Origin of the sequence: Staphylococcus sp. FSL W8-0304 (assembly GCF_038006565.1) — a bacterium.
Lineage (GTDB): Bacteria > Bacillota > Bacilli > Staphylococcales > Staphylococcaceae > Staphylococcus > Staphylococcus epidermidis.
The window spans coordinates 1992600-2017194 of the sequence record NZ_JBBOVL010000001.1 but is presented as its reverse complement, the minus strand read 5'-3'; the positions used below and the strand labels follow the sequence as shown (position 1 = coordinate 2017194).

Sequence of the window (24595 nt, the reverse complement as noted above, 5' to 3'; positions counted from 1 at the left end):
ATTTTCACTCCTAAACAAGTAATTTAATACCTTCTTTTACTGCAACTTTAACTTGACCAGCGAGGCCTTTTTTAACGCCAGCTTCTACTAATCCTCTATACACTGCATCAGCAACTGAGTTAGCTGGGACTTTAGATAATTTTAACAAAGGTCGTAGTTCTGCATCAATTGCGTCGAAATTTTTTGAAACAGCATTTGTTGCTTTTTGATTGCCAGTAAAAGTTTTAACTACACCTACTAATTTACCTTTATTATTTAATATACCCTTAATAGCTTTTTTAGTAAGATATGTCCCACCTACATAGGTTTGTACATCTTTTTTGTTTTCATTAGTTTGTTGATTTGTCTTGTTATCTAGAGGTTGTTGAACATTGCTATTTTGCGTTTGAACTTGTTCTTCTGCACTTGCTAAAGGTGAAACACATGTTAATAAAACAGCACTTAAGACTAGTGATCCAACAGTTTTTGTGATTTTCATTATACAGTGATCTCCTTTAATAGTGAATTTGCAAAAACAAAACTTTGCAATATAAGTATAAGACTAAGCAAACATAAAAAGTTTAATAATTTGTAAGTGTCTATGTTCTATGCCTAGTAGTCTAATGTAAAAAACACTACCATTAAATGAGAGAGTATGTCATTTTAAAAAGAAGTGCCCTAAAATTCTAATTGATCATTTACAGCAAGATAGATAACACCACTTAATTGTGGCGTTTTTTACGCTGAGAAACGTACTGTGTTGCATCGAGTTTTATTCTTGTGTAACTATGTGTTTTAAGTGATTGATAAACGCTCTGTAATATTCCTACAAACATCAATTTAAGCAACATTTTGCAGAGTTTTAGAAGTGGATGAAGTAAGGTGTAAACAACATTTAGATTTTTATTTGTATATTAAATAATTTTTTTTTCTATTAATATGATAGAGTTTTAATTAAGTAACTCTAAAAAAGGAGAAGAAAAATGAAAAAATTTGATGCTCATTTACATATAATAGATTATGAATATCAAATAAATGAAAATAACGGTTATATTCCACTTGAATATAAAAGCGAAGTTAATTCTTTAAATATTATAGGTGGCGCTATTGTTTCAGGATCTTTTCAAGGTTTTGACCAGTCATACTTAATTGATACATTAAATAAATTAAATGGTAATTATGTAGGAGTAACACAATTGCCTCATTCTGTTACTGATGATGAATTGATTTTTTTAAATAATCAAGGTGTTTCTGGCTTGAGGTTCAATGTAAAACGTGGTGGTTCAGAAGACTTATCAAAGCTTGAATATTTTGCAAAAAGAGTAAATGAAGTTGTTGGCTGGCATACAGAATTATATATTGATTCGAAGAAATTGTCTGATATTAAAACAACTATTAAAAAGTTACCTGCAGTTTCAATAGATCACTTAGGGCTGTCAAAAGAGGGATTACCACATATGCTTGATTTAGTTGAACAAGGTGTGAAAGTAAAGGCTACTGGCTTTAGCAGGACTGATTTAGATATTCCCCATACTTTGAGATCTATATATAATATTAATCCAGAAGCACTAATGTTTGGTACAGATTTACCATCGACCAGAGCACCATACAGGTTTAACGAGAATGATATTCAAATTATAGAAAATAATTTCACTAACGAAGAGTGTGAGAATATATTTTATAAAAATGCAACGAAGTGGTATAGGATAAAAGAAATTTAAGTTGATGTAAAATTATTGCTATTCTTTGCCCCAAATTACTTTTGTTTTTTCAATTTTACCATTTTACACACAACTGATTAGTCAATGTAAACGTTGATATGACAATACTTATAGCGATTATCATATCAATAGATAAACGGTTTAATGAATTCCCGCCGTCTCCACTATACAGAGGCTGGGACATAATTCCTAGCAAAATAGCCAGTAAATGAGTTTTTATAAATTCATTTACTGGCTTCTTTATATAATAAAAAAGAAGCGCTTTTGTAGGTTTATACTTAACAAATGCGCTTCTATATCCTTTCACAGTTAAAATTTTAGAACTTAAAATCCTTTCAATTACGCTTTAAATAACTTAGAAATTATGTACATATTTTTTAACCCTTGAATATTAACTCTACAGTAATTGGAACTCATTATAAGTGAATATGTCCTTTTGTATATCTATAGTTTTTAGGGTCTTTAGGTGGAACAAGCGCTCTACTAATATTCAGTAATCCAATTTTACCACATAACATTACGATAATAATAATAAACTCAGTCCAATTATAGTATTCGGAAGTTAAATCCATAGTGAGACCGACTGTACCGAATGCTGATACGACTTCGAAGAGTATTTTGATTAAAGGTATATTGGAATTGATTATGGTAAGTATAAACGTAACCATACCGATAAATGCAATAGAAATGAGAATAGTTACGAAAGACAACTGTATGTATCTTTCTGATATTTCTCGATTAAATATAGCGTTGTTTTTTTCTTTGCGTATTGTATTAAAAATAGCGATTGTTGCAACAACAAAAGTTGTAACTTTTATACCACCTGCAGCACTCAATGGTGCACCTCCAATAAACATGAGAGCCATAAGTAATAAAGCTGTCGGTGTTTTAATGTTTCCAACGTCAATTGTGTTAAATCCTGCAGTCCTTGTTGTCACCGATTGGAAAAATGCATTTCCTATTTTTTCAATTAATCCCATGTGTAACATAGAGTTTTGATTTTCTAGTAAAAAGAAGAAAACTGTGCCTATCAAAATTAATAAACCAGTGGTAGTTAACACGAGTTTAGAGTGTAGGGATAATTTTCTAAAACTTTTGGCGTTCCACAAATCAACCACAACTAAATGACCCAAGCCTCCCAAAATGATAAGTATTGGAATAGTGATAATGATTACCGGATCATTTGAAAAGTCGATTAAGTTGTTTTTAAAAAGGGCGAATCCTGCGTTGTTAAATGCGGAAACTGAAGTGAATAGACTTAAAAATAGACCTTTACCTATGCCAAATTTTGGAATAAACGATAAACATAGACTAAGTGTACCAAATAATTCAGTGGCGATGCTGTATATGGCTAGATGTTTAATAAGTTTAATTACACCACCGGGTTCGTCAATATTCCAAGTAATCATAAATAAAATTCTATTGTTAATTGATATTTTCTTATTTAAAAAGATGAGAGTTAGCATTGCTACTGTAACAATACCTAATCCACCAATTTGTATAAGTAATAAGATAATGATTTCTCCAAAAATATTAAATTGTGTTCCAACATCAACTGGTGATAGACCTGTTACTGTGAATGCGCTAGAAGCTACAAACAATGCGTCAATAAAGTTAATAGGTTTCTTCCCTGTATAGGGCAAATAGAGTAGAAAAGCACCAATTAAAGTTGTCAACAGAAATAACATAAGATAGAAATATAAAGGTTTATTTACTTTGCTCATAAATTTCCACCATTCTTTATATGAGTTATATAACAAAGATGATAATATCATAAGTGAATTTTAAAGTGTAATAACTTGTTAAACTTTTTAAATATTTACTATTCACAATGAGTATAACCACTATATCAGCTTTAAAAAGATGCTTAGCCTTAATAAGAGATAATTATTAAAATTGTAGTAGTAACTATTAAATTAAAATACTTCAAAGTAAAGTAGGGGGTTAATATGCGTAGTGTAATTAAGTTGGAAAATACATTTATATTCATAATCACAATCGCCGTTTATGTTAAATTAGAATTTTCTATATGGCTGTTTTTACTTTTACTATTAGTTCCAGATATATTTATGTTAGGATATGTGATTAATAGAAAAACAGGGAGTTATGTTTACAATATTGGACACACGTATATCACACCTATAATTATCGCGCTATTATATTTATACATTGATGAAAGGTTACTATTACAGATTGCTTTAATATGGTTAGCTCATATTAGTATGGATAGAACTTTAGGTTTCGGACTCAAATATTCATCAGATACTGATAAAACGATAATACAAAAGATGTAATCGTAGTTTCTGAATAGATATTTCAAGTTATACAAATCAATGGTATTAACAAATCTAATATAATCCAGTAATGGATAGTGATCATTAAATTTGTTGAATTACTTCATTAAATTAGAAATAAAGAGTGTGATATTATTATACTTTTAATTTAATTAAGGACTGTTAATAAATAAAATCCCCTAAATAATAATTATTGTCTAGGGGATTTATCTTAATAGTTTAAAATGTTTTTGAAGTATGTTGCATCAAAGCATTAAATTCTTCATTTTTTATGTTACTTTGTGTAAGCGTAATTAAATGATTATCTAAATCTTTAATTGTCATTTCAATAGAATTCCATGGTTTTTCTTCAAGATCTTCCACGATATATTGAGAAGGTATTCGTTGTTTTAAAATTCGAATATTTGGTACAAGTATATTTGTATAAACTGCATTACCGACTTCAAACTGTTTGCCAGAAATTAACATCAAATCTTGATATTTTGCTAATCGTAAATGCTCCATTAAAATTTGATTTTGTTCATTTTTAAATTTAAAAATACTTTTAAAACCTAAATTCTCTTGATACCATTCCGATGATTTATCTATGTCGTTAACTAAAAATTTATTAAACATAGGCATACTATATAATTCCATAGTTAATCCTCCTTTATTGGATTGGTAAGATTAACTTTAATCTATTACGTAACGTTAATGTCAAGGACGATAAAACAAATGAAGTCGGATAGTATTAACGGCTAATTTTAGTCTATTTCTAGGAGGTACTGTTGAAGTATCTTTAGTGATATTTTCAATACGATTATTCTAATAAATGTAGTTATGAGTGATTCATTATGGTTATATCTTTAATCCTTAAAAGTTGGGTATTAAAGGTAAGGCATATATAGTGACGTGACTACATTAGTAATAAATAATAACGTGTATGTTAAGATGACTAAATGAAAAAAAGCTATACATTAAATGATAGATTTTATCCGTCTATACATAAAACGTTAGCTCTTATTTTTTCGCTCAATTAAAAAATTTACGATTGTTGGTAAGTGTAATTGCTAGAGATAACTATATGCCTAAATAGTGTTTAGATACATAATGAACGAGATATCCCATTAAGCATAATACACCGAGTGATATAAAAACTGCAGAAAAATTTCTGCAATGACTTTTATAAGATAATCCTTGATTTTGTGCTAAAAAGAAACTAAAAATATATAGTCCGATTCCTATTATAAAAAAGCCTATAATTACGTATAACATATAAACCTCTTTCTATTTAGTTGAACTAAATTGTAAATTTTCAATTTTTATACTGATTTTTAGAATAATTATTTGCATCTAGAACTTTCTGTGCGTTATCTCTTCATAATTATCATTGAGAATTTCGTCACGAATTTGCATCTCACTAGATGATAGTCTATTCCTTGTTTTATTTCTCCATTCTTGATTTGACATGTTCAAATATTTGTTATTTGGATTGTAGTTAGGTTGTTATTGCGAATTGTTGAAGTTGTATTTGAATTTTGATTATATTGAGTATCTTTAGAATTATTACTTTCATCAATAGCTTGTTCTTGAGTTTGAATTGTATTTTGAGAGTTTTCAGAATCATAAGTCACTGTATTAATGTTCAATGAACTTATTCATTGCAATTCTTCTAGTTGAGATGCCTTGTTTTTAATTTGACTCCTCTTTTCAATATTTTTTGTGTTTTATTTAGAGTTTAGACCACATGCCGTTAAGAATAGTGATATTGATAAGAAAAACAACTAATGCTTTAACTTTCATTAGTAATTTTTCCCAATATTAAATTTATATAACTATTAATTTGAACATCGAACCGACAATAGCAAACGTATTCCATTTATTAATTCTTATATAAATACAGTATACAATTTAAATTTATAACCGACAATATTAGTACTAATTGCTACTATATTATAGAGAATATAAAATGTTGTCATTAACATATGATTTATCAAAGTAATTTAAAAAATAGTTTGATTGTTTATTGGTGTATGTAATAAGGGAAATTTAAAATCATAAAAGTATCTATACTATATTGTTTATAACGTTAGGAAATAAAATAGTTCCAAATGAATGCAAAAATGCAATTCTTTTGGAACTTTGTTTCTCATTGATTATTTATTTAATTGAATATTATAGAAATACCTTCTGACCATTTCTATAACCATCATCCAAACAATGTGTCCAAAAAATTCTGATAGGTGTTCTGAAAATGGTTGATCAAAAGCATTCGGTACGACATGCATAATTGGCATTAAGATTAAATGAAAAACAATCCAAATAACTATACCAAATAAAGCACCATAACCTAGTGTGATTTTTGTATATTTCTTTGCGATATAAATATAGATTATTGCAATAGCGATAGAAAAACTATAGTGTACGATAAAACTTATCCAAGGTAATGCATGCTCAGAAAAATTGTATGTGAGATGGGTAATATTTGACGGTATTCCTAGTAATTGTAAGAGTTGTTGAGGTGGGTTAGTGGCATCTCTACTAGGTGTTCGGGGTGGGAACATTACCTCCCAACCTAGTTTGACTACACCAGATAAAAGTCCTGCTATTATGCCAGCTATTAGTAGTTTAAACCTGCTCTGATTTTTTTGATGCTTCATTCTGCATGTCTCCTTATGTTCCTCCTATATATTTAAACACCATTAGCGTTGTTAAAAAGAGAAACTTTAATATAATTCAACCTAATTATATTACTTTTATGTTCTTTAAATGTTTAAATAATATGAGCTTTAATTTACAGGATATGTTAGTTTTATGACATATTAAAAAAATTGAGTTATAAAAAGTTAGAGAAGTTACAAACGAATACTCATTTAAGTTATTTAAATGGGATTAAGGGTATAATAACTTTAAAATTAAACAGACGTAAAAAGATGGAGGAAAGACATGGAAAATAAACCTGATTATTTTCACCACATTGAACATAGAAAGTTTCAAAGTAGCTCAAAAATTACATTATGGTTATCTTTAGTTATTACTATGATATTCACTGTAGTTGAGTTCGTAGGAGGTATTGTGTCGAATTCACTCGCGTTACTCTCTGACTCATTTCACATGCTAAGTGATGTTCTAGCATTAGGTTTATCAATGGTAGCGATTTATTTCTCGAGCAAGCCACCTACAAAGAACTATACATATGGTTTTTTACGCTTGGAAATTATCGTAGCTTTTCTCAATGGCTTAGCACTTATTGTTATTTCACTAGGAATTATGTATGAGGGTATCATGAGAATTATACACCCTAGACCTGTTGAAAGTGGCATTATGATTCTAATTGCGTTTATTGGTTTAATTGCCAATATCGTATTGACCATCATTTTAATGATTTCTCTAAAAAAAGAGAATAATATTAATATTCAAAGTGCATTATGGCATTTTATTGGTGATTTATTAAATTCTTTAGGTATTATTGTGGCGTTTGTGTTGATTCATTTTACTGGATGGAACATTGTTGACCCAATTATTAGTATTCTCATTTCATTGATTATTTTAAGAGGAGGATACAAAATTATTAAAAATGCTTCAAAAGTTCTGATGGAGCGTGTGCCGGATCGATATGATACAGATGAAATTATGGGAGCAATGAAAGATGTTGAAGGCGTGATAGATATTCATGAATTCCATTTATGGAGTGTTACAACGAATCAAAGTTCTTTAAGTGCACATGTTGTACTAAGTGATGACTACATTAAATCGCCTTATGCTACAATAAATAAAGTTTCGGATTTGTTAAAAACACAATACGGTTTAGAACATGTAACACTTCAAATTGAAAATATAAACCTCAATCATTTAGATGAGGAGTATTTCAAACAACTTCAAGAATAGGGGAATAGTATTTAACTTATTATGAGTTGTTTTGCATAAATAATGTATATGAAAAAGTTACTTACACTCTAATTATATAACTTTATCTTAATGAATTAAAAGGACTCCCAAATAAAGTTTGATGAGATTTATGTTATAGCTAATGGATACTAAATTTTATTATCCCAGTTTTATCTTTATGTCTTTTTGTGATGAAAGTTGATAACGTTGTAGAAATACTTTCACTAATACTATTTATAATTCTGCCGTTATGACTATAGTTCTACTTCATTTTTAAGAGTGCATTTTACACAGTTGAATTTTGAATAGTATTGATTGAGCTATGTTCAACGTCGTACAATCAATGACGTAAAAAACCCCTCTAACAGGAGGGGCGGAGTAGAGAATAGTTTAATTATTATTCGTTTTCGTTATTACCGAATAAACCTTTGATAAAAGAGATAACTTTTTTAACTAAGTTAATGATGAACATGTGACTCACCTCCTATGTATTTGTTAACTAAATTATAGTATTGAACTAAAGTAATTGGGTTTCTAGTTCTAAAGTAATCAAAAAATATTCTTAAGTGTAAAATGATTTCGAAAACAAAATAACTTTGAATTCATTTCTGTTGCAGAAAATATGATATAATTTATGTATTTTATAATTATTATATGTTTAGTAAGGATTAATATTTTAAAAGTAGGGAAAGAAAAAATTCTTGAAGAATTTTATTTCTTTCCCTAACTTTTTAACATGTAGAATATTCAAGTGAAATTCTATACGTTATGTCTAACAGTTGAAAAAGATTGATATAAATGTGTTTGTAATGTAGTCGTGTGCGACAAAATGCTTAAGGTTTAAGTATTAATTGTTCTCTTAAATGTTTTGATTATTTTTCATCAGTTTTAAAAACATCTTTAAAAAATTGAACACCTTTATTTAATAAATCAAAAATAAACATGAAATACACCTCCAATTCAATTGATTACAGTTACATTGTATTTGATTTATTTGGTTAAAAGTTTAAGTTTGCGTAGATAGAAATATTAATTGCCACGCTGTTAAAAAAATAAATGTAAGAAAAAATATAGTTCCTAATCGTTAAATGTATTTATGATTTTATGAAAAGTTCATTTTGATTATTAGTTTTAATAAACTATTAATCTATACAATGCCTTATTTAAATAGCTTTTGACATTATTAAGAGCTCTACAATTTATAAAATATAGAAAATCCTTTACTTTTCCAAAAATAAGCGTATAGTAGTGGTTAAGTAATAAAGTACGTGAAGTTGATTGTGGAATTATTTTTATAGAATATTCTCTTTTAATTAATGGATTTGTTACAAATATTTAGTGCAAAAGCACGTGGAGGTATTCTATATGAATAACGGTACAGTTAAATGGTTTAATGCAGAAAAAGGTTTTGGTTTCATCGAAAGAGAAAATGGCGGAGATGTATTCGTGCATTTCTCAGCAATCGTTGAAGATGGATATAAATCTTTAGAAGAAGGCCAAAGCGTTGAATTCGATATCGTCGAAGGTGAACGTGGTGAGCAAGCTGCAAACGTTGTTAAGATGTAATAATTATATATCTTTATTAAGTCTAGGACAGAAATAACTGTCTTAGGCTTTTTTGTTGATAACTAAATTAATATTAAGCCCTTTAGTCAGATTTTCAACTGGTAGTTCGAATACCAATTTATTATCTCTATAAAACATCTCTATTAAAATTCTCAATTTAGCTTTCTACGTTGCACTTTATAGAATTTCTTGTGTGTAATTATTTTTTTATTGTTGATGTATACTTATTAATATACTTTTATTTTGGTTTAGTTTTAGAGCAATTTTATCTATGATGATTATTGATGTATACCATAAGTTCATAAAATTAAATAAAAGATAACAATAAAAAGTGTATTTGTTTTATAACGATTACTATATTTCAAATGTTAATTCTATTATATTTGTAGTAAAAAATCTTTTTGAAATAAAAAAACGCCAATGCAGTTACTTTAATAATGACGAAAATTAAAGTCTGCACGGCGATAACAAGAAGTAATGTTAAACACTCACAGAGTGTAACATGTATAGGTTATCACAAAAATATATTTATATCTAACTAAATTGCTTTATAGTGATGTGTTTTTTAAAAATCTTCTAAATAATAATTGAAACAATTATAAATTAAATAGTTACTTACTTTAAATTGACTGTGAAGATCGATCAAACACACTAATCTCTTTCTCATGTATAGAAACAACAAGTGTGTGGTCATAAACTTGAATGTAATCTGTATTTAACGCATTAAATTCAGCAAGTATTTTAAAAGAACCATTTCGCAATGGTTCTATAATCGAAATATCATCATGATTACTTTGAATAATCAATTGTCGTTTGGAATGATTGTTAATTGTCCAGTCTTTCATATTCATCACCTTACTTGTACTTTTTAACCAAAGCTACGCTCAATTTCTGTAAAAGCTTTTGTTGTAACCTGAATATTATATATTTTGTTATCTTCAACCTCGCCATCTAAGTAACCTTCATTTATTAAGACTTTACAGTTATGAATGAAATCTTCATATTTTCTATCACAAAAATAATCATCTTGTGCCGTTACAGAATCTTTAAAATGATTAGCTTCTTCTTCTGGTTGCCCCGCATTAGATCTTTCCATATATAATTTATAAAATTTAGCTATTGTATATTTTTGTTCTTTTGTAAGGTTTTCCATCAAAATCTGCCTCCGACTATGTTAAATAAATATTATTCCACTTATTAGATTTTAAGTAAGTGCGATTTTTTTAAGTATTACAATATTTATTTTAAAATTTAATTTACCTTTTCGATACCTTTTTGCACTGCGTTCGCAAATTTGTAAAAATCTTTAGTATATTTATCTGAATCACTACGTGTATGTCGATCTAATTTATAATGTTTGAAAAACTGTTTTCGCAATGCAGTCGTGAGTTCTAATTGGACACCTGAGTTAGATTCATTTTTATTAGCTATGTTATCTGATGACTTTGCATCGATTTTGTTAGGACTTTCTTTTACAGTAAAGTCTTTTTTACGTAATTCTTTCGTGATAGAGTGAGACATCTCTTTATCTTTACCTCCGATATAAACAATAGGGTCATCTCCAGAGAATCCATGTATAGATAATGTTTCTTTAGTGTTTTTAAGTAACTTATCTAATATAGGTTCGTTAAAATGAGTGGATGTTACATGTAGTTGATCGTTATTAGACTTTCGAAGACCTTCAAAGGTATAAAAATTATATTTTCCAACATTGGAAATACGTCGTGCAATTTCAGTCGTACCTGGTTCGATACCTCCACCGTGAATTGCAGTGACTAAAATATCCTTATTTTTACGGTGTTTTGTTTTAATACGCCAATCTTTATTTTTTATCGTATCTTTTTTTAATTCAGTAAAATCTGCGTATCTATCGGTAGAATGAGAACGGTTTGTCTTTAAAGTATTAAAAAGTATTACAACAACAACGCAAATTGCGATAATAACGATTGTCAAAATAATATAATATAATCTCGAATGTTGATTGTCTTTGTCTCTCATAGTAACTCCTTTTTTATATAAACAATAAATGTTCTTAAATATTTAATAAGGTGATAAATTTAATTCCATTTAATTATTATATACTAACTTTTTACTATATATTTTCTATACCCATTTTAATAGATACTATTTAATAAATGAAAAGAATTCTTATAATAAAAGTAAAAAATTTATGAATCATCAAAAAGAAAGATTATAATCAAAAGGAATTAAAAGAATTCAAAATCTTCACATTGTTTTAACAATAATGTGGTAATTTATAGTAAAGGGATGTGATGTTGTGATGAATAAAAATCTATTAAAAAAATACTTGAATGATGATAGTTTCAAATCAGTTGTCGTTGTTATAGGGAATAAGAGAATCGTATTAGAGAATGATATTCATGTTGATTATGAAAACGAAGTTATTATTTATCCATGTAAAAATTGTACACGTATTATACCGTTTAGTTCAATTTCCTATTTAGAACTTATTGATAAGCAAGACCAATTTATTAACTATTTTAAAGAAGGATGACTATAAATCCCAATGGTGGTGTGAAATACGAGCATAAGTTCACATTACCATCGGGATTTTTAATATGTTTTTACTAATTTTAATTTATATTCATCTGTAAAATTATCTGTTAGCGCATAGGGTGAAATAATATATAAACCGTGATCACTTACGGAATTTTTATCTACGCCGTATTTATATGCTTGATATATAATTTTAGTGCAATATGTAAATGTTTCACTTTTTAAGTTGAATGTAACAAGATATTCGCTATCGCTATTCTCATAATGTTTCTTTGCCCATTGAGCTGCTTTTGTTCCAGCGTTAGGGTGTGAACATCGATAGACTTTTATCCATTCATTTTTACCTTTTCCATATCTGTCACGATAAGATTCAAAATCTTCCGTCATTGGTTTATCCCCTGGACCTTCAATTTGAAGTACAGTGTCATGATCAATTGCCAAACTACAGTGACCAAAAAAACCATTTAAAACAGGACCTTTTGTAACAATAATGTCACCTGGTTTTAGCTGAAAACGTTTATTATCATTAGCGAAACTTTGATTGGTAAATAACATGAGACTAAAAATAAAAAATATAAATGATAAGTATATGCTTTTAGATATTAATTTCATATATTTAAAGAAGCTCCTTGAATAATTCATAAAGCTAGTTGCAAAAATAATTGATTTACTTCAAATATAATCTAGTAAATCATAATCACGCTATTAAAAAGCATCTCAAAAAGAATACATTGTTTATCTCTTTGAGATGCATAATATAGTATAATGCCTTTTCATTAAAAGTGATTCTATTTCTACATATTATAAAATTCCGAATATAAAAGTATAAATTAAGATGGCAAAACCAAAGATTAAGAAAATTACAGTAAAGCCTAGATAAGATTCTTTTCGTTCTTCTTTTTTAGTTTTAAGCATTGTTACCAATAATATCGTTCCTGCGATGATAAATAAGATAGAAAGCCACAGCAAAATTTGGAAATGTAAGCTCATTGATATCCCTCCCTAGTCAAAAATTTAGACAAATTCATAAAAAATCGGATAAATGTAATACAGTGCTAAGATAATGTTGATAAAAAATAATATTTCACTGAATAAATCACTATAGATAATTACTAAGGTCAAGCTTGAAAAAAGAGCAAAACCACAAATTGCTAAACCAGGTATTAACCATAACTTATAATCTATATTTGCGTTATAGGTTATGAGAATGTTAAATGAAAAAAATAAAATGGTGAATATCAAATTGAATATATTTGCTTTGTTTAATTTCATAGGTGTTACACCTCAATAGATACTGCTTGATAGAACTAAGTTATTTATATACTATAATATCATTTATTTCGTACAGGTAAATATATTAACATTCATAAAAAATATTTTATTTGAGACATACACATCATTGTCGTTTTTATGGTGAAAATAAAAAAATTAGTAATACTTTATTATATGTGAATCAATTTAATGTTATAGTTATTTTTAAACCTCTAACAACTGTAATTTCATCACAAGAACAAAAATAAATGAAAATTATCATTATTAGCAAAAAAAGTTTATGTATATAGTGCAAAAAAGAATTTTTTGCACATAAAAACTCGAGCAATCTGGTATGATTAATAGGTGAAAGTATATAAGTAGGTGACTCAAGTGTTTTTAACACTTTAAAAAAGGGGCTGAAATCAAATGTCTTTTTATGATTTTATTTTAGGATTTATCAATGACGATACGCCACTAGGTCATTTAGCACAATACATTTTTAATGATGCTTGTTTCCCAAAGGAAGAGAAAAATAATAATTCTATAAGAACCTATGTGCTTCTTAATTATAATGATCGTCAGTTAATCGAAAGTACAAATCGTGCAATTAGTCTATATCAATTAATTTGAATAATACCAGTTATGGGTCTTAAGAGCATTCCAAACATCTTTAGTTTTAAAGTTTATTTCATTATTACGAACACAAAACGGCTCGATAACATTTTGATCTAACCAAGTATTAATTAATTCTTTAGGTACACCATCGAGTAGCATATCTGTTTTGCTTATAATTAAACATTCCCAATCTAAAGAAATTGAATTAGGATTGACATAGTTACATTGACTATGAGTAGACATCATTAATCCTCCTTTATTCCATGTAAATCTAATGTTAAGTTATACCCTAAACAAATTTTATTAAACAATTTGCTTTTAAATTGTATGATTTCTAATTTTTTAAATCATTGGTTTACTTTGTAATTTGGCAGTGATTAAATAAAAGTGTCATAAACAATGATGGGTGTATTCTTTGGTGAATATCTTAAATAATGAGTGAAGAGGTGTTTACAATTGGTTAAAACATTATATTTAATGAGACATGGTCAAACAGTATTTAACTTAAAAGGTAAAATACAAGGGGCTAGTGATTCTCCTTTGACTGCATTAGGTGTACAACAAGCGAATGCAGCACAACAATATTTTAAAACGAAAAATATTCATTTTGACTATCTTTATTCATCACCACAACAAAGAGCATGTGACACGTTAGAGAACGCTGTACCAAACCAACAATATTGGTGTGTAAAAGATCTTAAAGAGTGGGGGTTTGGATTATTTGAAGGGGAAAGTATCGAGTTATTAAGAGCTATTAAACAACCTAGATATTTGTATGGTGACGCTGTTGTACCATTTGGTGGAGAATCAAGATCTGAAGTTGAACACAGGGTTTATCGAGCACTCTATGAAATGATGGATACAACAGATGGAGAGACAATTCTAGCAGTGAGTCATGGTAGCACTATTGGTTTGTTTGTAAGAAATATATTAGGGTATGACAAGGGAAGTAAATTTGAAATAGGAAATTGTAACATTGTAAAATTTGAATACGATGGAGAAGAATTTATCTTTAAAGATTTAATTAATCCCATTAAAAAATAGTTTACTTACAAGATAGTTTTAATAATAAATGTACATTAATTGTTCAATAATTATAGAAAAATCAACATAGCCTCAAATGATTTGTGTAATTTCATTTGAGGCTAAATTTTTAACTTTTTTGTATATGGGAATCACTTAAATAATATATGTTTTGCTTTACTGATTTTTGAAATAGTCATTTTAAATATTCATATAAACTCATGATTAAAAAGCACTATATCGATGTATGAACATAATAATGAAAATGTTTAAAAGGTAAATATAAGCATTTTAATCTGATGACTCAGTTGTTGAATAAATGAGCCAATTTTCGTCAAAATATTCATTGCCAATTTTGCTAGCGTTTTTTTCAAAAGCAAGATTTTCAAAACCTATAGAACTAAAGAACACTTTAGCACTTATATTGTTTGATGCAATAGCAATCATCAATGTTTCAATATTTTGTTCTTTAGCGTATTGAATAATATGATTAATTAATTCTCGGTTAACAATTTCATCATTATTTTTAACAAAATTATTTTCAAGAATAGCTTTATGGCATTTACCTACATAATTCATTTGTTTTAAAGTGCATGTTGCAACAAGTTCATCATCTTCAAAAGCACCAAATATATTCCAATAATCAGTATGATTAGACAAGATAGTTTTGAGTCTATCAATGCTAACATTTTCTAAATAGTAACGATCCCATTCATAATTATGGTGACCAAATTTCATTAATTCAATATAGGAATCCAAATCGTTTTGATTCAATAAACGGATATTGTTCATGGTGACCTCCCATTAAAAGAAATAACATAAATAAAAATGATTTTTGAAATTAAGACTTATTAAATACATAATAAAAGAATTATTAAAAATACGCAATAATCGTTTTGTTACTATAAAAAACATTATTGACAACATATTTAAAAATTGTTTTTAAAATTAATTTTATATTTTTGTCAATTGGAAAATGATGACTTTGAAATGAATTTATCACATTTTATTTTATCAATATTTTGAAAAAACGAAAGGTATATTTTGAATCTTTACAAAAAATTATTGAAAAGTATGTTATAAAGGCCAATTAAACAAGTAAGATTGATAACATAAGAAATTTAAATTAAATAAAAAAACGAGGCTGGTACATAATTCCCTAGCATAATAGCCAGTAAATGAGTTTTCATAAATTCATTTACTAGCTATTTATTTATAATACTTCGTATTGTTGGCTCGCTTTCTTAGGGGACAGCTTCAGCCTGTAGTCTTCAGCTTGTCCTGTTCCCTCAAGAGTCTCGCCAAAATACTTTTAAAAAATAAAGCCCTTTCGTATAATGTAATAAATATCAATAAACTAAATTAACGAGGTGCCTTATGTATAAAGAATATAACTTGACTCAACATACTCTGCCAATGGAAACTTCAGTTCTTATCCCCACAAATGATATTTCACGACATGTAAATGATATTGTAGAAACAATTCCCGATACTGAATTCGATGAATTCAGACATCATTGTGGCTTAATATAAGAAAAGTAACAGCTCAACGAGCTGAAAATAATCAAAAAAATTATAAAAAAGACAATTTCTATATTTTTTCAATAGAAATTGTCTTTTTTACTTATCTTGAACCTTTTTGTCCCAGCCTCAAAAAACCACCCACAATTTGATAACACAAATTGTGGGTGGAGAATATAATTAATCGATAAAATGTTATTCTACTACTTCAACATTTAAGTTTACATCGATATTGCCACGTGTAGCTTTTGAATACGGACAAAAGTCGTGCGCATCTTGTAAATATTTTTCAGCATCTTCTTGTGATAAAACATTTTTAACTTTTGCATGAATATCAACGCTAAGTTTTGGGCTTTCGGCATCTGGATCGTCTTCCAAGCGTACCGTTAACGTTACTTCAGGTTCAGCATCGCGCACTTTATTTTGTTTTAAAATTAAATCAAATGCACCATTAAAGCATGAAGCGTAACCTGCAGCAAATAATTGTTCTGGATTAGTCGCTTTACCGTCAGCTTGTTGTGGTGGTAATACATCTACATTTATTGCATTATCGTCAGTATGGACATGACCTTTACGTCCACCTACGTTAGTCGCTTTAGTTTCATATTGAACTGCCATCATTATTACCTCCTCAAATTGTATGTATTTTATTGATACCCACCAGTAGATGTACTTAATCATTCGTTTTAAATTTTAATAATAAGTTTAGAGATATTTGTATGAATGAAAGAAAATCATATAAAATAAAATTACTATAGTGTACGAAATGAGGGATAGAATGACCCATGTAGATATTGCAGCGACAATTGCACCAGAAGACAAGCTTTCTAAAACTTTACTCAAAGATATAAAAGTAAACGAAGAATCAATAGATATCATTGAATTGCGCATTGACCAATGGCCATCATTTAATAAGGCATTATTAAATGAAGTGATTAAGCAATTAAAAATATTCCATTTGAAAATATTAGTAACATATAGAACTTCAGTTCAAGGAGGAAAAGGAGCTGTAAATGAGCAAGAGTATTTAAATATACTAGGTGAATTAATTGAGTGTCCACAATTTGATATGATTGATATTGAGTGGAGCAGTGCCGTCAAAATTGAAAAATATACGCATCTTGTTCAACGTGCACAACAAAAAGGGCTCGAAGTTGTTCTTTCGCATCATAATTTTCAAGAAACACCTGCTTTAGATGAACTTAAATTTATTTACTTTAAAATGCAAAAACTCAATCCTGAGTATTTAAAGCTTGCGGTTATGCCCAAATGTCAAGAGGACGTGTTACATTTATTAGAAGCCATGTCACTCACAGCGAAGCACACAACATGCCGAATTGTCGGTATATCGATGTCTAGTTTGGGTAAAGTCAGCCGAATTGCTCAAGGCGTATTTGGTGGAACGCTGTCTTATGGTTGCATAGAAGAACCACAAGCACCCGGACAGATACATGTCTCTAAGTTAAAATCCATGGTTTCTTTTTATGAGGATTAACTTGTAAGTTTGAATTCAATAACAATGTATCTTATAATTGATAATGGTTATCATGTATAAAATAAAGGGAGCGAAATACATTGGAATTACAAGAAGCTATATCTAATCGTAGAAGCGTCAAAAAATTTAAACACGATATGGTGGTTGATGATCAAACGGTTTACGATGCAATATATAAAGCTACTGACGCTCCAAATCATGGTATGAGAGAACCATGGAGATTGGTTCATATTTCAAAAGATAAACTCGGTGATTTTAGTAGGGATATCACAAGATTTGCTTTTCCAGATAGTCCGGATAAGCGAGAGGATCACTTTCATGCAGTAACAAATTTAGGTGGCATGTTGTTGTTGATTTTAAAAGATGATCCAAGACAACGTCAAAGTCGTGAAAATTATTTTGCATTTGGAGCTTTTGCTCAAAATTTAATGTTACTTTTATACGAAGCGGGTATTGGTACTTGTTGGAAGTCGCCACAATATATCTTTGATCCTAAAATACGAAAAGCTTTGGGTGTAAAGGATAATGAAATATTAGCAGGATTTTTGTATCTTACTGATTTAGAAGAAGTACCAACGAAGGCTAAACGTAAAAATAAAAATCTTATTACCGAATTTGAATAAATCATCCGTGATATTGAGCGTGTATTAAAATTTAAAATTAGGTGAGATGGAATTTGTGTTTATCGTTTCACCGATACAGTGAGTAACAGAGTTGAAAACATAAGTATTTACTTTAGTTACTGACGAATAATACAAGAAAAACCTGAGACGTTTGATGATGTCTCAGGTTTTTTAGTTAAATATTATTGATCTAAATGTTCAGTCAAGAATGATTCAACTTGTTCAGGTGATTTAGCATTTGCTGAATGCAAGTGTGCTAATTTTTTACCATTTTGGAATATTAAAATACTTGGGATACCCATAACATCATTTTCAGTTGTCACATCTTCTAATTCGTCACGATCGACCACATACCATTGATAATTATTATATTTTTCAACAATTGGATCTATCCACATATCCATCGCTTTACAATCTGGACACCAGTCGGCTTCAAACTTGATAATTACTGGATCAGTACTACCAATAGTAGAATTAAATTCTTCGGTTTGATGAATATTTTTCATCACTATCTACTCCTTTTGTAATTTGGTAAACTTATTATAACGAATGACTGCACATTAACAAAAATATTAGCTTGAAAATTAAAGCGTTCAATTAAATATCATGATATATTTAAGTTAATAGAGAGAAGGAGGTAAAAGGTAATTGATTAAATTTTATCAGTATCCGAAATGCACAACGTGCAAAAAGGCTGCAAAGTTTTTAGATGAGCACGATGTGAATTATGAATCCATTGATATTGTTCAACATACACCGACTAAAAAAGAATTCAAAAATATCGTAGATAAAACGGGTGTGAATATTAATAAGTTGTTTAATACACATGGTATCAAATATCGCGAATTAAATTTAAAAGAGAAACTTAAAAATATGTCTGATGATGAAAAACTAGAACTACTTGCTTCAGATGGAATGTTGGTTAAACGTCCATTAGCTATTTCTGGTAACCATTTGACTTTAGGATTTAAAGAAAATGAGTATCAACACCAATGGTTATAGGTGTGATATTAATTTAGAGAAAGTGAACATTAATAAAAAAATATAAATTAAAATGGTGTTTTGTATATTTAAAAACGAATTTTAATTCATTTATTCTTTGTAATAATAGTTGAATGAACAATATGTGTGTGGCATTATTAAATTGTAATTAAATTAATCAGGAGGGGATTCTCGTGGCAGTACCGAGCGAATTTAAATATTCTAAAGAGCATGAGTGGGTTAAAATTGAAAATAATGTAGCAACAATTGGTATTACAGAATACGCACAAAACGAATTAGGTGATATCGTATTTGTTGAGCTACCTGAAACTGACGATGAATTAAATGAAGGTGACACATTCGGTAGTGTGGAATCAGTAAAAACAGTATCAGAGTTGTATGCGCCAATTTCTGGGAAAATTGTTGAAGTTAATGAAGAATTGGAAGATAGCCCAGAATTTGTAAATGAATCGCCATACGAAAAAGCATGGATGGTTAAAATTGAAATTAGTGACGATAGTCAATTAGAAGAATTATTATCAGCAGATCAATACTCAGAAATGATTGGTGAATAATGATTGCAAACTCCTCGATTAGATTTAATCAAGGAGTTTTTTTATAAGGAACAACTTTAATCTGGAACGTAAGCCAAAGCCCATACATAAGTGACACTAGCAATTAAAAATTGCAGTGAAAAAGAGGAACGCCTGAGCAAAGCTCAAGCATAAGTGACACAAGCAATTAAAAATTGCAGTGTCACTAAATGTTTAGGTTTTGGGGATTTTGTGAATGATGATAGTGATAGTTACTTTGACGCTTAGAAGGTGGATTGACATGGCTATTGTAAATAAGGTTATTATTGTTGAAGGTAAATCGGATAAGAAAAGAGTACAACAAGTAATCGCTGAACCTGCAAATATCATTTGTACACATGGCACTATGAGTATAGATAAGATAGACAACATGATAGAAACACTTTATGACAAACAAGTTTATGTTCTTGCCGATTCTGATGATGAGGGTGAAAAAATTAGAAAATGGTTTAAACGTTATTTAAGCGAAAGTGAACATATTTATGTTGATAAAACGTTTTGTGAGGTTGCTAAGTGTCCTAAAAATTATTTAGCACATGTATTAAGTAGATATGGTTTTAATGTAAAAAAAGAAAAGAAACTTATGAATAATTTAAAAACTGAAAGGCTAGTTTTAGTAAATGAATAAATTGAAGGATATTGAAGACATAACTGTTAATTTTAATAAAGAAAAACATCTCATATTTGGTTATACACCAATGTGTGGAACATGTAAGATTTCTGAAAGGATGTTGGATATTGCTAATGAAATCTTACAATTGCCAATAAAAAAAATAGATCTTAATTTTTATCCTGAATGGAGTAAAGAGAAACAAATTATGTCTGTTCCTGTTTTGTTGCTTATGCGTAGAGAGGAAGAGATAAAAAGAATCTACGCATTTCAGTCAGTTACTTATTTGTTAGAAAATTTAAAATAATTATTGACGAAACATTAGTACGATGGTAGGATTAATACAAATTAAATATGCTTTAACTCTTATCGAGAGAGGTGGAGGGATGTGCCCTAAGAAACCCGGCAACCGTCTAAAATAGAAATGGTGCCAATTCACATAAAGTATAACTTTAGAAGATGAGAGAAAGAACATTTCAACAAATGCTTTCTCAAATTTTCTAAAAATTGAGAAAGCATTTTTAATTTGATTACTAAGCAACATAAGGAGGCTATTAACGTGATTAAGCTAAACCAAATTGTTAAACGCTATCATACCAAGGATAAAGATGTTCTTGCTGTTGATCACGTTGATTTAAACATTGAATCCGGCTCTATTTTTGGTGTGATTGGTTTCTCAGGAGCTGGCAAAAGTACGCTTATAAGAATGTTTAACAACTTAGAATCTCCAACGTCAGGTGAAATCATTATAGATGGTGACAATATAAGTCAATTATCTAAATCACAGTTACGAAAAAAACGACAAAAAGTGAGTATGATTTTTCAACATTTTAACCTGCTATGGTCAAGAAGTGTATTGAAAAATGTAACATTTCCATTAGAAATTGCTGGCGTTCCAAGTGGTCTAGCTAAACAAAAAGCATTGGAACTCATTGAACTTGTCGGCCTAAAAGGTCGAGAAAGTGCGTATCCGTCTGAATTATCAGGCGGACAAAAACAAAGAGTGGGTATTGCGAGAGCATTAGCTAATGATCCAGATGTATTGTTATGCGATGAGGCAACAAGTGCATTAGATCCACAAACTACAGATGAAATTCTAGATTTATTATTGAAGGTAAGGGAACAACAAAATTTAACTATTGTACTTATAACACATGAAATGCATGTTATACGAAGAATTTGTGATGAAGTTGCTGTAATGGAAAACGGTAAAGTTATTGAACAGGGAGCGGTAAGTAAAGTATTTGAGAATCCACAACATGAAGTAACAAAACGTTTTGTGAAAGATGATTTAAACGATGATTTTGAAGATTCTTTAGAGTATTTGGAGCCATTAGATCATGATGCATATATTGTGAGGTTAAACTTTACTGGTGAAAATACGACTGAGCCTATCATATCTTATATGACGACGACGCATAACATAGATGTGAATATTCTTGAAGCAGATATTAAGAATACTAAAAACGGTTCGTTTGGATTTTTAGTTATTCACATACCACATATAAGTGAAGAACATTTCAAGCAATTTAAACATAATCTTCACGAACAACACGTTAATGTGGAGGTGCTAAAACATGGGTAAATCTTACGGTGAAATATTTCACGAAATGGCGACAATGCCAAATGTTCAGTGGCCAGAGGTTTGGCAGGCAATTTTAGAAACTCTATATATGACTATTGTTTCGACGCTTTTTGCATTTGTCCTTGGACTTATATTAGGGGTATTACTCTTTTTATCTGCGAAAAGTAACTCATTGGCTGCTAAGATTTTCTACACGATTGTGTCATTCATTGTTAATTTATTTAGAGCAATTCCATTTATCATATTAATTTTACTGTTAATTCCATTTACAAGTATACTTCTCGGAACAATCAGTGGGCCAACTGGTGCATTACCAGCACTTATTATTGGTGCAGCACCATTCTACGCTAGATTGGTCGAGATTGCTTTTAAAGAAATTGATAAAGGTGTTATAGAGGCTGCTTGGTCAATGGGAGCGAACACTTCGATAGTTGTGAGAAAAGTGCTACTTCCTGAAGCAATGCCTGCTTTAGTTTCAGGTATTACCGTTACTGCAATTGCTTTGGTAGGTTCTACAGCTATTGCAGGTGTTATTGGCGCAGGCGGTTTAGGTAATTTAGCATATTTAACAGGATTTACTCGAAATCAAAATGATGTCATTTTAGTTTCAACAGTATTTATTTTAATTATTGTATTTATAATCCAGTTCCTAGGGGATTGGCTTACAAATAAAATCGATAAACGCTAAAGAAAAGGGGATTATATTCTATGAAAAAATTATTCGGAATTATTTTAGTATTGGCTTTAACGATTGCCTTAGCTGCATGTGGTGGAGGTAAAGATAAGGAAAAAACTATCACAGTAGGTGCATCTCCAGCACCACACGCTGAAATTTTAGAAAAAGCAAAACCATTATTGAAGAAAAAAGGTTATGATTTAAAAATCAAACCAATTAACGATTATACAACGCCTAATAAATTATTAGACAAAGGTGAAATCGATGCGAACTTCTTCCAACATACACCATACTTAAATACTGAAAGTAAAGAAAAAGGGTATAAAATTGAATCGGCTGGGAATGTTGAATTAGAACCTATGGCTGTATACTCAAAAAAATATAAAAGCTTAAAAGATCTTCCTAAAGGTGCAACAGTATATGTATCAAATAACCCAGCTGAACAAGGACGATTCTTAAAATTCTTTGTAGATGAAGGTCTTATTAAACTTAAAAAAGGCGTTAAAATTGAAAATGCTAAATTTGATGACATAACTGAAAACAAAAAAGATATTAAATTTAACAACAAACAATCAGCAGAATATTTACCAAAAATCTATCAAAATCAAGACGCTGACGCAGTAATCATTAATTCTAACTATGCGATTGACCAAAAATTAAGTCCTAAAAAAGATTCGATTGCTTTAGAATCTCCTAAAGATAACCCATATGCAAATTTAATTGCAGTTAAAAAAGGTCATAAAGATGATAAAAATATCAAAGTATTAATGGAAGTGCTACAATCTAAAGAAATTCAAGATTATATTAAAGATAAGTATGATGGAGCTGTCGTACCTGCTAAGTAAATAGCAAACAATTAATAATATTTAATCGCTTGTCACATGAATATACAAAAACACGTAGATGATTCAGTATAAAATCATCTACGTGTTTTTTGCTATTGAACCTTTAATTTTTAACTCACTTTTGTTATACGTTTTAACATCCATAAACATTTTTCTGTGATTATAGTTATCTAACAATGACTATAATTCACTAGCCATATTTTTTGAACAGGTAGTTTTGTAAAAGGTAAGATATATTGTCTTTATACGCACAACATATCTATAATTATTTAAATATTATCACGGTATAAAATACCAACACTTACACCGCTATATCCCATTTGGTAATCAAATTTGATAATTTCAATTTGTGGATGTGATTTTAAAAATTGATTTACTTTTTTATCTAACCCTTTCTCAGTAATCGCTTTAATAGTAATAAATTTCATAAAATATACCAACCCAACTTATAATTATTTTATATTCAATATACTATAATCTACTGTAAATTTATAGTTTCTTTCGTAAAATCATCTTTATGAGAAAAAAATTCATAAAAGATGTTTAGCTCATAAATAAGAGGGTAACAATATTAATAAGTTAAACATAAGGAGGAATTTTAAATGGCTGAAGATAAATTTGAACAAGCTAAAGGTAATATTAAAGAAACAGTAGGTAATGCTACTGATAATAAAGAATTAGAAAAAGATGGTAAAGGTGACAAAGCTTCTGGTAAAGCGAAAGAAGCTGTAGAAAACGTTAAAGAAAAAGCAAATGACGTTATTGATAAATTTAAAGGTAATAAAGGTGACTAATTAATAGTCCTTCTAATTTAGCCCTCATGTACTCTA

General features: G+C 29.1%; 35 protein-coding genes, 1 pseudogene and 1 riboswitch. Of the genes and pseudogenes, 19 read left to right on the top strand and 17 right to left on the bottom strand.

All coding sequences use genetic code 11. From position 1 onward, the window contains the following. Positions 1-10: 10 nt before the first annotated feature. Positions 11-478, bottom strand: a complete 468-nt coding sequence (locus NST35_RS09555) for a hypothetical protein (RefSeq protein WP_002457238.1) — start codon at positions 476-478, stop codon at positions 11-13. A 484-nt stretch (positions 479-962) separates the two neighbouring features. Here NST35_RS09555 and NST35_RS09550 point away from each other — a divergent pair, with 484 nt between their 5' ends. Then, positions 963-1700 (top strand): amidohydrolase family protein, encoded by a 738-nt coding sequence (locus NST35_RS09550; protein WP_340747303.1) that lies wholly within the window; start codon positions 963-965, stop codon positions 1698-1700. A gap of 416 nt (positions 1701-2116) precedes the next feature. On the opposite strand, the gene NST35_RS09545 is transcribed toward NST35_RS09550, so the two are convergent. Next, on the bottom strand, positions 2117-3424 hold the full coding sequence (locus NST35_RS09545; RefSeq protein ID WP_325990453.1) for a TrkH family potassium uptake protein: 1308 nt from the start codon (positions 3422-3424) through the stop codon (positions 2117-2119). Positions 3425-3649: 225 nt separating this feature from the next. On the opposite strand from NST35_RS09545, the gene NST35_RS09540 reads away from it, so the two are divergent. Continuing rightward, positions 3650-3994: a DUF4260 domain-containing protein gene (locus tag NST35_RS09540; protein WP_002438947.1), complete on the top strand. Its 345-nt coding sequence runs from the start codon at positions 3650-3652 to the stop codon at positions 3992-3994. A 219-nt stretch (positions 3995-4213) separates the two neighbouring features. Here NST35_RS09540 and NST35_RS09535 read toward each other — a convergent pair whose 3' ends face one another. The 3 genes from NST35_RS09535 to NST35_RS09525 form a co-directional block, all read right to left on the bottom strand. Next, positions 4214-4630: a hypothetical protein gene (locus NST35_RS09535; protein WP_002438949.1), complete on the bottom strand. Its 417-nt coding sequence runs from the start codon at positions 4628-4630 to the stop codon at positions 4214-4216. An 815-nt stretch (positions 4631-5445) separates the two neighbouring features. Then, positions 5446-5622 (bottom strand): hypothetical protein, encoded by a 177-nt coding sequence (locus NST35_RS09530; RefSeq protein WP_002438952.1) that lies wholly within the window; start codon positions 5620-5622, stop codon positions 5446-5448. 507 nt (positions 5623-6129) lie between these two features. Beyond that, positions 6130-6633 carry a YagU family protein gene (locus NST35_RS09525; RefSeq protein ID WP_002438954.1) on the bottom strand — a complete coding sequence of 168 codons (504 nt, stop codon included), beginning with the start codon at positions 6631-6633 and terminating at the stop codon, positions 6130-6132. 286 nt (positions 6634-6919) lie between these two features. Here NST35_RS09525 and NST35_RS09520 point away from each other — a divergent pair, with 286 nt between their 5' ends. Further along, the gene (locus NST35_RS09520; RefSeq protein WP_001829688.1) at positions 6920-7861 is read left to right on the top strand and encodes a cation diffusion facilitator family transporter; all 942 of its coding nucleotides are present in this window, start codon (positions 6920-6922) and stop codon (positions 7859-7861) included. 397 nt (positions 7862-8258) lie between these two features. Here NST35_RS09520 and NST35_RS12535 read toward each other — a convergent pair whose 3' ends face one another. Continuing rightward, complete coding sequence (locus NST35_RS12535; protein ID WP_095658922.1) at positions 8259-8333, bottom strand: epsilon family phenol-soluble modulin; 75 nt, start codon at positions 8331-8333, stop codon at positions 8259-8261. A gap of 893 nt (positions 8334-9226) precedes the next feature. On the opposite strand from NST35_RS12535, the gene NST35_RS09515 reads away from it, so the two are divergent. Further along, the gene (locus NST35_RS09515; protein WP_001829681.1) at positions 9227-9427 is read left to right on the top strand and encodes a cold-shock protein; all 201 of its coding nucleotides are present in this window, start codon (positions 9227-9229) and stop codon (positions 9425-9427) included. 620 nt (positions 9428-10047) lie between these two features. Here NST35_RS09515 and NST35_RS09510 read toward each other — a convergent pair. The 3 genes from NST35_RS09510 to NST35_RS09500 all read right to left on the bottom strand — a co-directional run bounded on the left by NST35_RS09510 (position 10048) and on the right by NST35_RS09500 (position 11425). Beyond that, entirely contained in the window at positions 10048-10272 is a 225-nt protein-coding gene (locus tag NST35_RS09510) for a hypothetical protein (protein WP_001829613.1), read from the bottom strand. A 23-nt stretch (positions 10273-10295) separates the two neighbouring features. Further along, the gene (locus NST35_RS09505) at positions 10296-10580 is read right to left on the bottom strand and encodes a hypothetical protein (protein ID WP_001829635.1); all 285 of its coding nucleotides are present in this window, start codon (positions 10578-10580) and stop codon (positions 10296-10298) included. A gap of 98 nt (positions 10581-10678) precedes the next feature. Next, positions 10679-11425: a poly-gamma-glutamate hydrolase family protein gene (locus NST35_RS09500; protein WP_002438959.1), complete on the bottom strand. Its 747-nt coding sequence runs from the start codon at positions 11423-11425 to the stop codon at positions 10679-10681. A 283-nt stretch (positions 11426-11708) separates the two neighbouring features. On the opposite strand from NST35_RS09500, the gene NST35_RS09495 reads away from it, so the two are divergent. After that, positions 11709-11942: a hypothetical protein gene (locus NST35_RS09495; protein ID WP_001829664.1), complete on the top strand. Its 234-nt coding sequence runs from the start codon at positions 11709-11711 to the stop codon at positions 11940-11942. 59 nt (positions 11943-12001) lie between these two features. Here the strand turns inward: NST35_RS09495 and lnsA are convergent, their stop codons facing one another. The 3 genes from lnsA to tsaA form a co-directional block, all read right to left on the bottom strand. Then, complete coding sequence (gene lnsA / locus NST35_RS09490; protein WP_001829566.1) at positions 12002-12556, bottom strand: lipoprotein N-acylation protein LnsA; 555 nt, start codon at positions 12554-12556, stop codon at positions 12002-12004. Positions 12557-12745: 189 nt separating this feature from the next. Next, positions 12746-12934 carry a type II toxin-antitoxin system toxin TsaT gene (gene tsaT, locus NST35_RS09485; protein ID WP_001829569.1) on the bottom strand — a complete coding sequence of 63 codons (189 nt, stop codon included), beginning with the start codon at positions 12932-12934 and terminating at the stop codon, positions 12746-12748. Positions 12935-12958: 24 nt separating this feature from the next. Next, positions 12959-13216, bottom strand: coding sequence for a type II toxin-antitoxin system antitoxin TsaA (gene tsaA / locus NST35_RS09480; protein ID WP_002438963.1), 258 nt, complete (start codon positions 13214-13216; stop codon positions 12959-12961). Positions 13217-13624: 408 nt separating this feature from the next. Here tsaA and NST35_RS09475 point away from each other — a divergent pair, with 408 nt between their 5' ends. Continuing rightward, a complete protein-coding gene (locus NST35_RS09475) occupies positions 13625-13828 on the top strand; it encodes a sterile alpha motif-like domain-containing protein (RefSeq protein ID WP_002438966.1) in 204 nt (67 codons plus the stop codon). On the opposite strand, the gene NST35_RS09470 is transcribed toward NST35_RS09475, so the two are convergent. Next, positions 13820-14056 (bottom strand): hypothetical protein, encoded by a 237-nt coding sequence (locus tag NST35_RS09470; protein WP_002457224.1) that lies wholly within the window; start codon positions 14054-14056, stop codon positions 13820-13822. The genes NST35_RS09475 and NST35_RS09470 overlap by 9 nt on opposite strands. Positions 14057-14269: 213 nt before the next feature. On the opposite strand from NST35_RS09470, the gene NST35_RS09465 reads away from it, so the two are divergent. Next, positions 14270-14857: a histidine phosphatase family protein gene (locus NST35_RS09465; protein ID WP_001829615.1), complete on the top strand. Its 588-nt coding sequence runs from the start codon at positions 14270-14272 to the stop codon at positions 14855-14857. 270 nt (positions 14858-15127) lie between these two features. Here NST35_RS09465 and NST35_RS09460 read toward each other — a convergent pair whose 3' ends face one another. Beyond that, on the bottom strand, positions 15128-15628 hold the full coding sequence (locus NST35_RS09460; RefSeq protein WP_001829623.1) for a GNAT family N-acetyltransferase: 501 nt from the start codon (positions 15626-15628) through the stop codon (positions 15128-15130). 386 nt (positions 15629-16014) lie between these two features. On the opposite strand from NST35_RS09460, the pseudogene NST35_RS09455 reads away from it, so the two are divergent. Together NST35_RS09455 and NST35_RS09450 are read left to right on the top strand one after the other, a co-directional pair. Further along, positions 16015-16202 (top strand): annotated as a pseudogene (locus tag NST35_RS09455) (hypothetical protein). Between the two features lie 29 nt (positions 16203-16231). Continuing rightward, positions 16232-16369 (top strand): hypothetical protein, encoded by a 138-nt coding sequence (locus NST35_RS09450; protein WP_162161215.1) that lies wholly within the window; start codon positions 16232-16234, stop codon positions 16367-16369. Positions 16370-16552: 183 nt separating this feature from the next. On the opposite strand, the gene NST35_RS09445 is transcribed toward NST35_RS09450, so the two are convergent. Next, a complete protein-coding gene (locus tag NST35_RS09445) occupies positions 16553-16975 on the bottom strand; it encodes an organic hydroperoxide resistance protein (protein WP_002457221.1) in 423 nt (140 codons plus the stop codon). Positions 16976-17135: 160 nt separating this feature from the next. Between NST35_RS09445 and aroD the strand changes: the two genes are divergently transcribed. Next, positions 17136-17852: a type I 3-dehydroquinate dehydratase gene (aroD, locus tag NST35_RS09440; protein ID WP_001831974.1), complete on the top strand. Its 717-nt coding sequence runs from the start codon at positions 17136-17138 to the stop codon at positions 17850-17852. An 80-nt stretch (positions 17853-17932) separates the two neighbouring features. Next, entirely contained in the window at positions 17933-18475 is a 543-nt protein-coding gene (locus NST35_RS09435; RefSeq protein ID WP_001831981.1) for a nitroreductase family protein, read from the top strand. A gap of 182 nt (positions 18476-18657) precedes the next feature. On the opposite strand, the gene NST35_RS09430 is transcribed toward NST35_RS09435, so the two are convergent. After that, complete coding sequence (locus NST35_RS09430; protein WP_001831907.1) at positions 18658-18981, bottom strand: thioredoxin family protein; 324 nt, start codon at positions 18979-18981, stop codon at positions 18658-18660. A gap of 142 nt (positions 18982-19123) precedes the next feature. Between NST35_RS09430 and NST35_RS09425 the strand changes: the two genes are divergently transcribed. The 7 genes from NST35_RS09425 (at position 19124) to NST35_RS09395 (ending at position 23765) form a co-directional block, all read left to right on the top strand. After that, the gene (locus NST35_RS09425; RefSeq protein WP_001831965.1) at positions 19124-19477 is read left to right on the top strand and encodes an arsenate reductase family protein; all 354 of its coding nucleotides are present in this window, start codon (positions 19124-19126) and stop codon (positions 19475-19477) included. 173 nt (positions 19478-19650) lie between these two features. Further along, positions 19651-20031: a glycine cleavage system protein GcvH gene (gene gcvH, locus NST35_RS09420; protein WP_002438979.1), complete on the top strand. Its 381-nt coding sequence runs from the start codon at positions 19651-19653 to the stop codon at positions 20029-20031. Between the two features lie 259 nt (positions 20032-20290). Continuing rightward, positions 20291-20677, top strand: coding sequence for a toprim domain-containing protein (locus NST35_RS09415; protein ID WP_001831968.1), 387 nt, complete (start codon positions 20291-20293; stop codon positions 20675-20677). Then, the gene (locus NST35_RS09410; RefSeq protein ID WP_001831936.1) at positions 20670-20966 is read left to right on the top strand and encodes a thioredoxin family protein; all 297 of its coding nucleotides are present in this window, start codon (positions 20670-20672) and stop codon (positions 20964-20966) included. Before NST35_RS09415 ends, NST35_RS09410 begins: the two co-directional genes overlap by 8 nt. A 56-nt stretch (positions 20967-21022) precedes the next feature. Continuing rightward, positions 21023-21125, top strand: a riboswitch (SAM riboswitch). A 93-nt stretch (positions 21126-21218) separates the two neighbouring features. Further along, entirely contained in the window at positions 21219-22244 is a 1026-nt protein-coding gene (locus NST35_RS09405; protein ID WP_002456122.1) for a methionine ABC transporter ATP-binding protein, read from the top strand. Then, a complete protein-coding gene (locus NST35_RS09400) occupies positions 22237-22932 on the top strand; it encodes a methionine ABC transporter permease (protein WP_002438988.1) in 696 nt (231 codons plus the stop codon). The genes NST35_RS09405 and NST35_RS09400 overlap by 8 nt, the downstream gene beginning before the upstream one ends. A gap of 20 nt (positions 22933-22952) precedes the next feature. Then, positions 22953-23765, top strand: a complete 813-nt coding sequence (locus NST35_RS09395; RefSeq protein ID WP_002438990.1) for a MetQ/NlpA family ABC transporter substrate-binding protein — start codon at positions 22953-22955, stop codon at positions 23763-23765. A gap of 269 nt (positions 23766-24034) precedes the next feature. Here the strand turns inward: NST35_RS09395 and NST35_RS09390 are convergent, their stop codons facing one another. Then, positions 24035-24193, bottom strand: coding sequence for a hypothetical protein (locus NST35_RS09390; RefSeq protein WP_001831893.1), 159 nt, complete (start codon positions 24191-24193; stop codon positions 24035-24037). Between the two features lie 174 nt (positions 24194-24367). On the opposite strand from NST35_RS09390, the gene NST35_RS09385 reads away from it, so the two are divergent. Then, entirely contained in the window at positions 24368-24559 is a 192-nt protein-coding gene (locus NST35_RS09385) for a CsbD family protein (protein ID WP_001831967.1), read from the top strand. The last annotated feature ends 36 nt before the right edge of the window (positions 24560-24595 follow it).

Coding starts and splice junctions, on each gene's coding strand:
- NST35_RS09400 (WP_002438988.1), top strand. CDS start 22,237: ATGGGTAAATCTTACGGTGAAATATTTCACGAAATGGCGACAATGCCA.
- NST35_RS09550 (WP_340747303.1), top strand. CDS start 963: ATGAAAAAATTTGATGCTCATTTACATATAATAGATTATGAATATCAA.
- NST35_RS09525 (WP_002438954.1), bottom strand. CDS start 6,633: ATGAAGCATCAAAAAAATCAGAGCAGGTTTAAACTACTAATAGCTGGC.
- NST35_RS09520 (WP_001829688.1), top strand. CDS start 6,920: ATGGAAAATAAACCTGATTATTTTCACCACATTGAACATAGAAAGTTT.
- NST35_RS09500 (WP_002438959.1), bottom strand. CDS start 11,425: ATGAGAGACAAAGACAATCAACATTCGAGATTATATTATATTATTTTG.
- NST35_RS09445 (WP_002457221.1), bottom strand. CDS start 16,975: ATGGCAGTTCAATATGAAACTAAAGCGACTAACGTAGGTGGACGTAAA.
- NST35_RS09390 (WP_001831893.1), bottom strand. CDS start 24,193: ATGAAATTTATTACTATTAAAGCGATTACTGAGAAAGGGTTAGATAAA.
- tsaA (WP_002438963.1), bottom strand. CDS start 13,216: ATGAAATTAAACAAAGCAAATATATTCAATTTGATATTCACCATTTTA.
- NST35_RS09545 (WP_325990453.1), bottom strand. CDS start 3,424: ATGAGCAAAGTAAATAAACCTTTATATTTCTATCTTATGTTATTTCTG.
- NST35_RS09475 (WP_002438966.1), top strand. CDS start 13,625: ATGTCTTTTTATGATTTTATTTTAGGATTTATCAATGACGATACGCCA.
- NST35_RS09460 (WP_001829623.1), bottom strand. CDS start 15,628: ATGAACAATATCCGTTTATTGAATCAAAACGATTTGGATTCCTATATT.
- NST35_RS09555 (WP_002457238.1), bottom strand. CDS start 478: ATGAAAATCACAAAAACTGTTGGATCACTAGTCTTAAGTGCTGTTTTA.
- NST35_RS09385 (WP_001831967.1), top strand. CDS start 24,368: ATGGCTGAAGATAAATTTGAACAAGCTAAAGGTAATATTAAAGAAACA.
- NST35_RS09470 (WP_002457224.1), bottom strand. CDS start 14,056: ATGTCTACTCATAGTCAATGTAACTATGTCAATCCTAATTCAATTTCT.
- NST35_RS09540 (WP_002438947.1), top strand. CDS start 3,650: ATGCGTAGTGTAATTAAGTTGGAAAATACATTTATATTCATAATCACA.
- NST35_RS09430 (WP_001831907.1), bottom strand. CDS start 18,981: ATGAAAAATATTCATCAAACCGAAGAATTTAATTCTACTATTGGTAGT.
- tsaT (WP_001829569.1), bottom strand. CDS start 12,934: ATGAGCTTACATTTCCAAATTTTGCTGTGGCTTTCTATCTTATTTATC.
- NST35_RS09505 (WP_001829635.1), bottom strand. CDS start 10,580: ATGGAAAACCTTACAAAAGAACAAAAATATACAATAGCTAAATTTTAT.
- NST35_RS09415 (WP_001831968.1), top strand. CDS start 20,291: ATGGCTATTGTAAATAAGGTTATTATTGTTGAAGGTAAATCGGATAAG.
- NST35_RS09495 (WP_001829664.1), top strand. CDS start 11,709: ATGAATAAAAATCTATTAAAAAAATACTTGAATGATGATAGTTTCAAA.
- lnsA (WP_001829566.1), bottom strand. CDS start 12,556: ATGAAATTAATATCTAAAAGCATATACTTATCATTTATATTTTTTATT.
- NST35_RS09410 (WP_001831936.1), top strand. CDS start 20,670: ATGAATAAATTGAAGGATATTGAAGACATAACTGTTAATTTTAATAAA.
- NST35_RS09515 (WP_001829681.1), top strand. CDS start 9,227: ATGAATAACGGTACAGTTAAATGGTTTAATGCAGAAAAAGGTTTTGGT.
- NST35_RS09510 (WP_001829613.1), bottom strand. CDS start 10,272: ATGAAAGACTGGACAATTAACAATCATTCCAAACGACAATTGATTATT.
- aroD (WP_001831974.1), top strand. CDS start 17,136: ATGACCCATGTAGATATTGCAGCGACAATTGCACCAGAAGACAAGCTT.
- NST35_RS09535 (WP_002438949.1), bottom strand. CDS start 4,630: ATGGAATTATATAGTATGCCTATGTTTAATAAATTTTTAGTTAACGAC.
- NST35_RS09395 (WP_002438990.1), top strand. CDS start 22,953: ATGAAAAAATTATTCGGAATTATTTTAGTATTGGCTTTAACGATTGCC.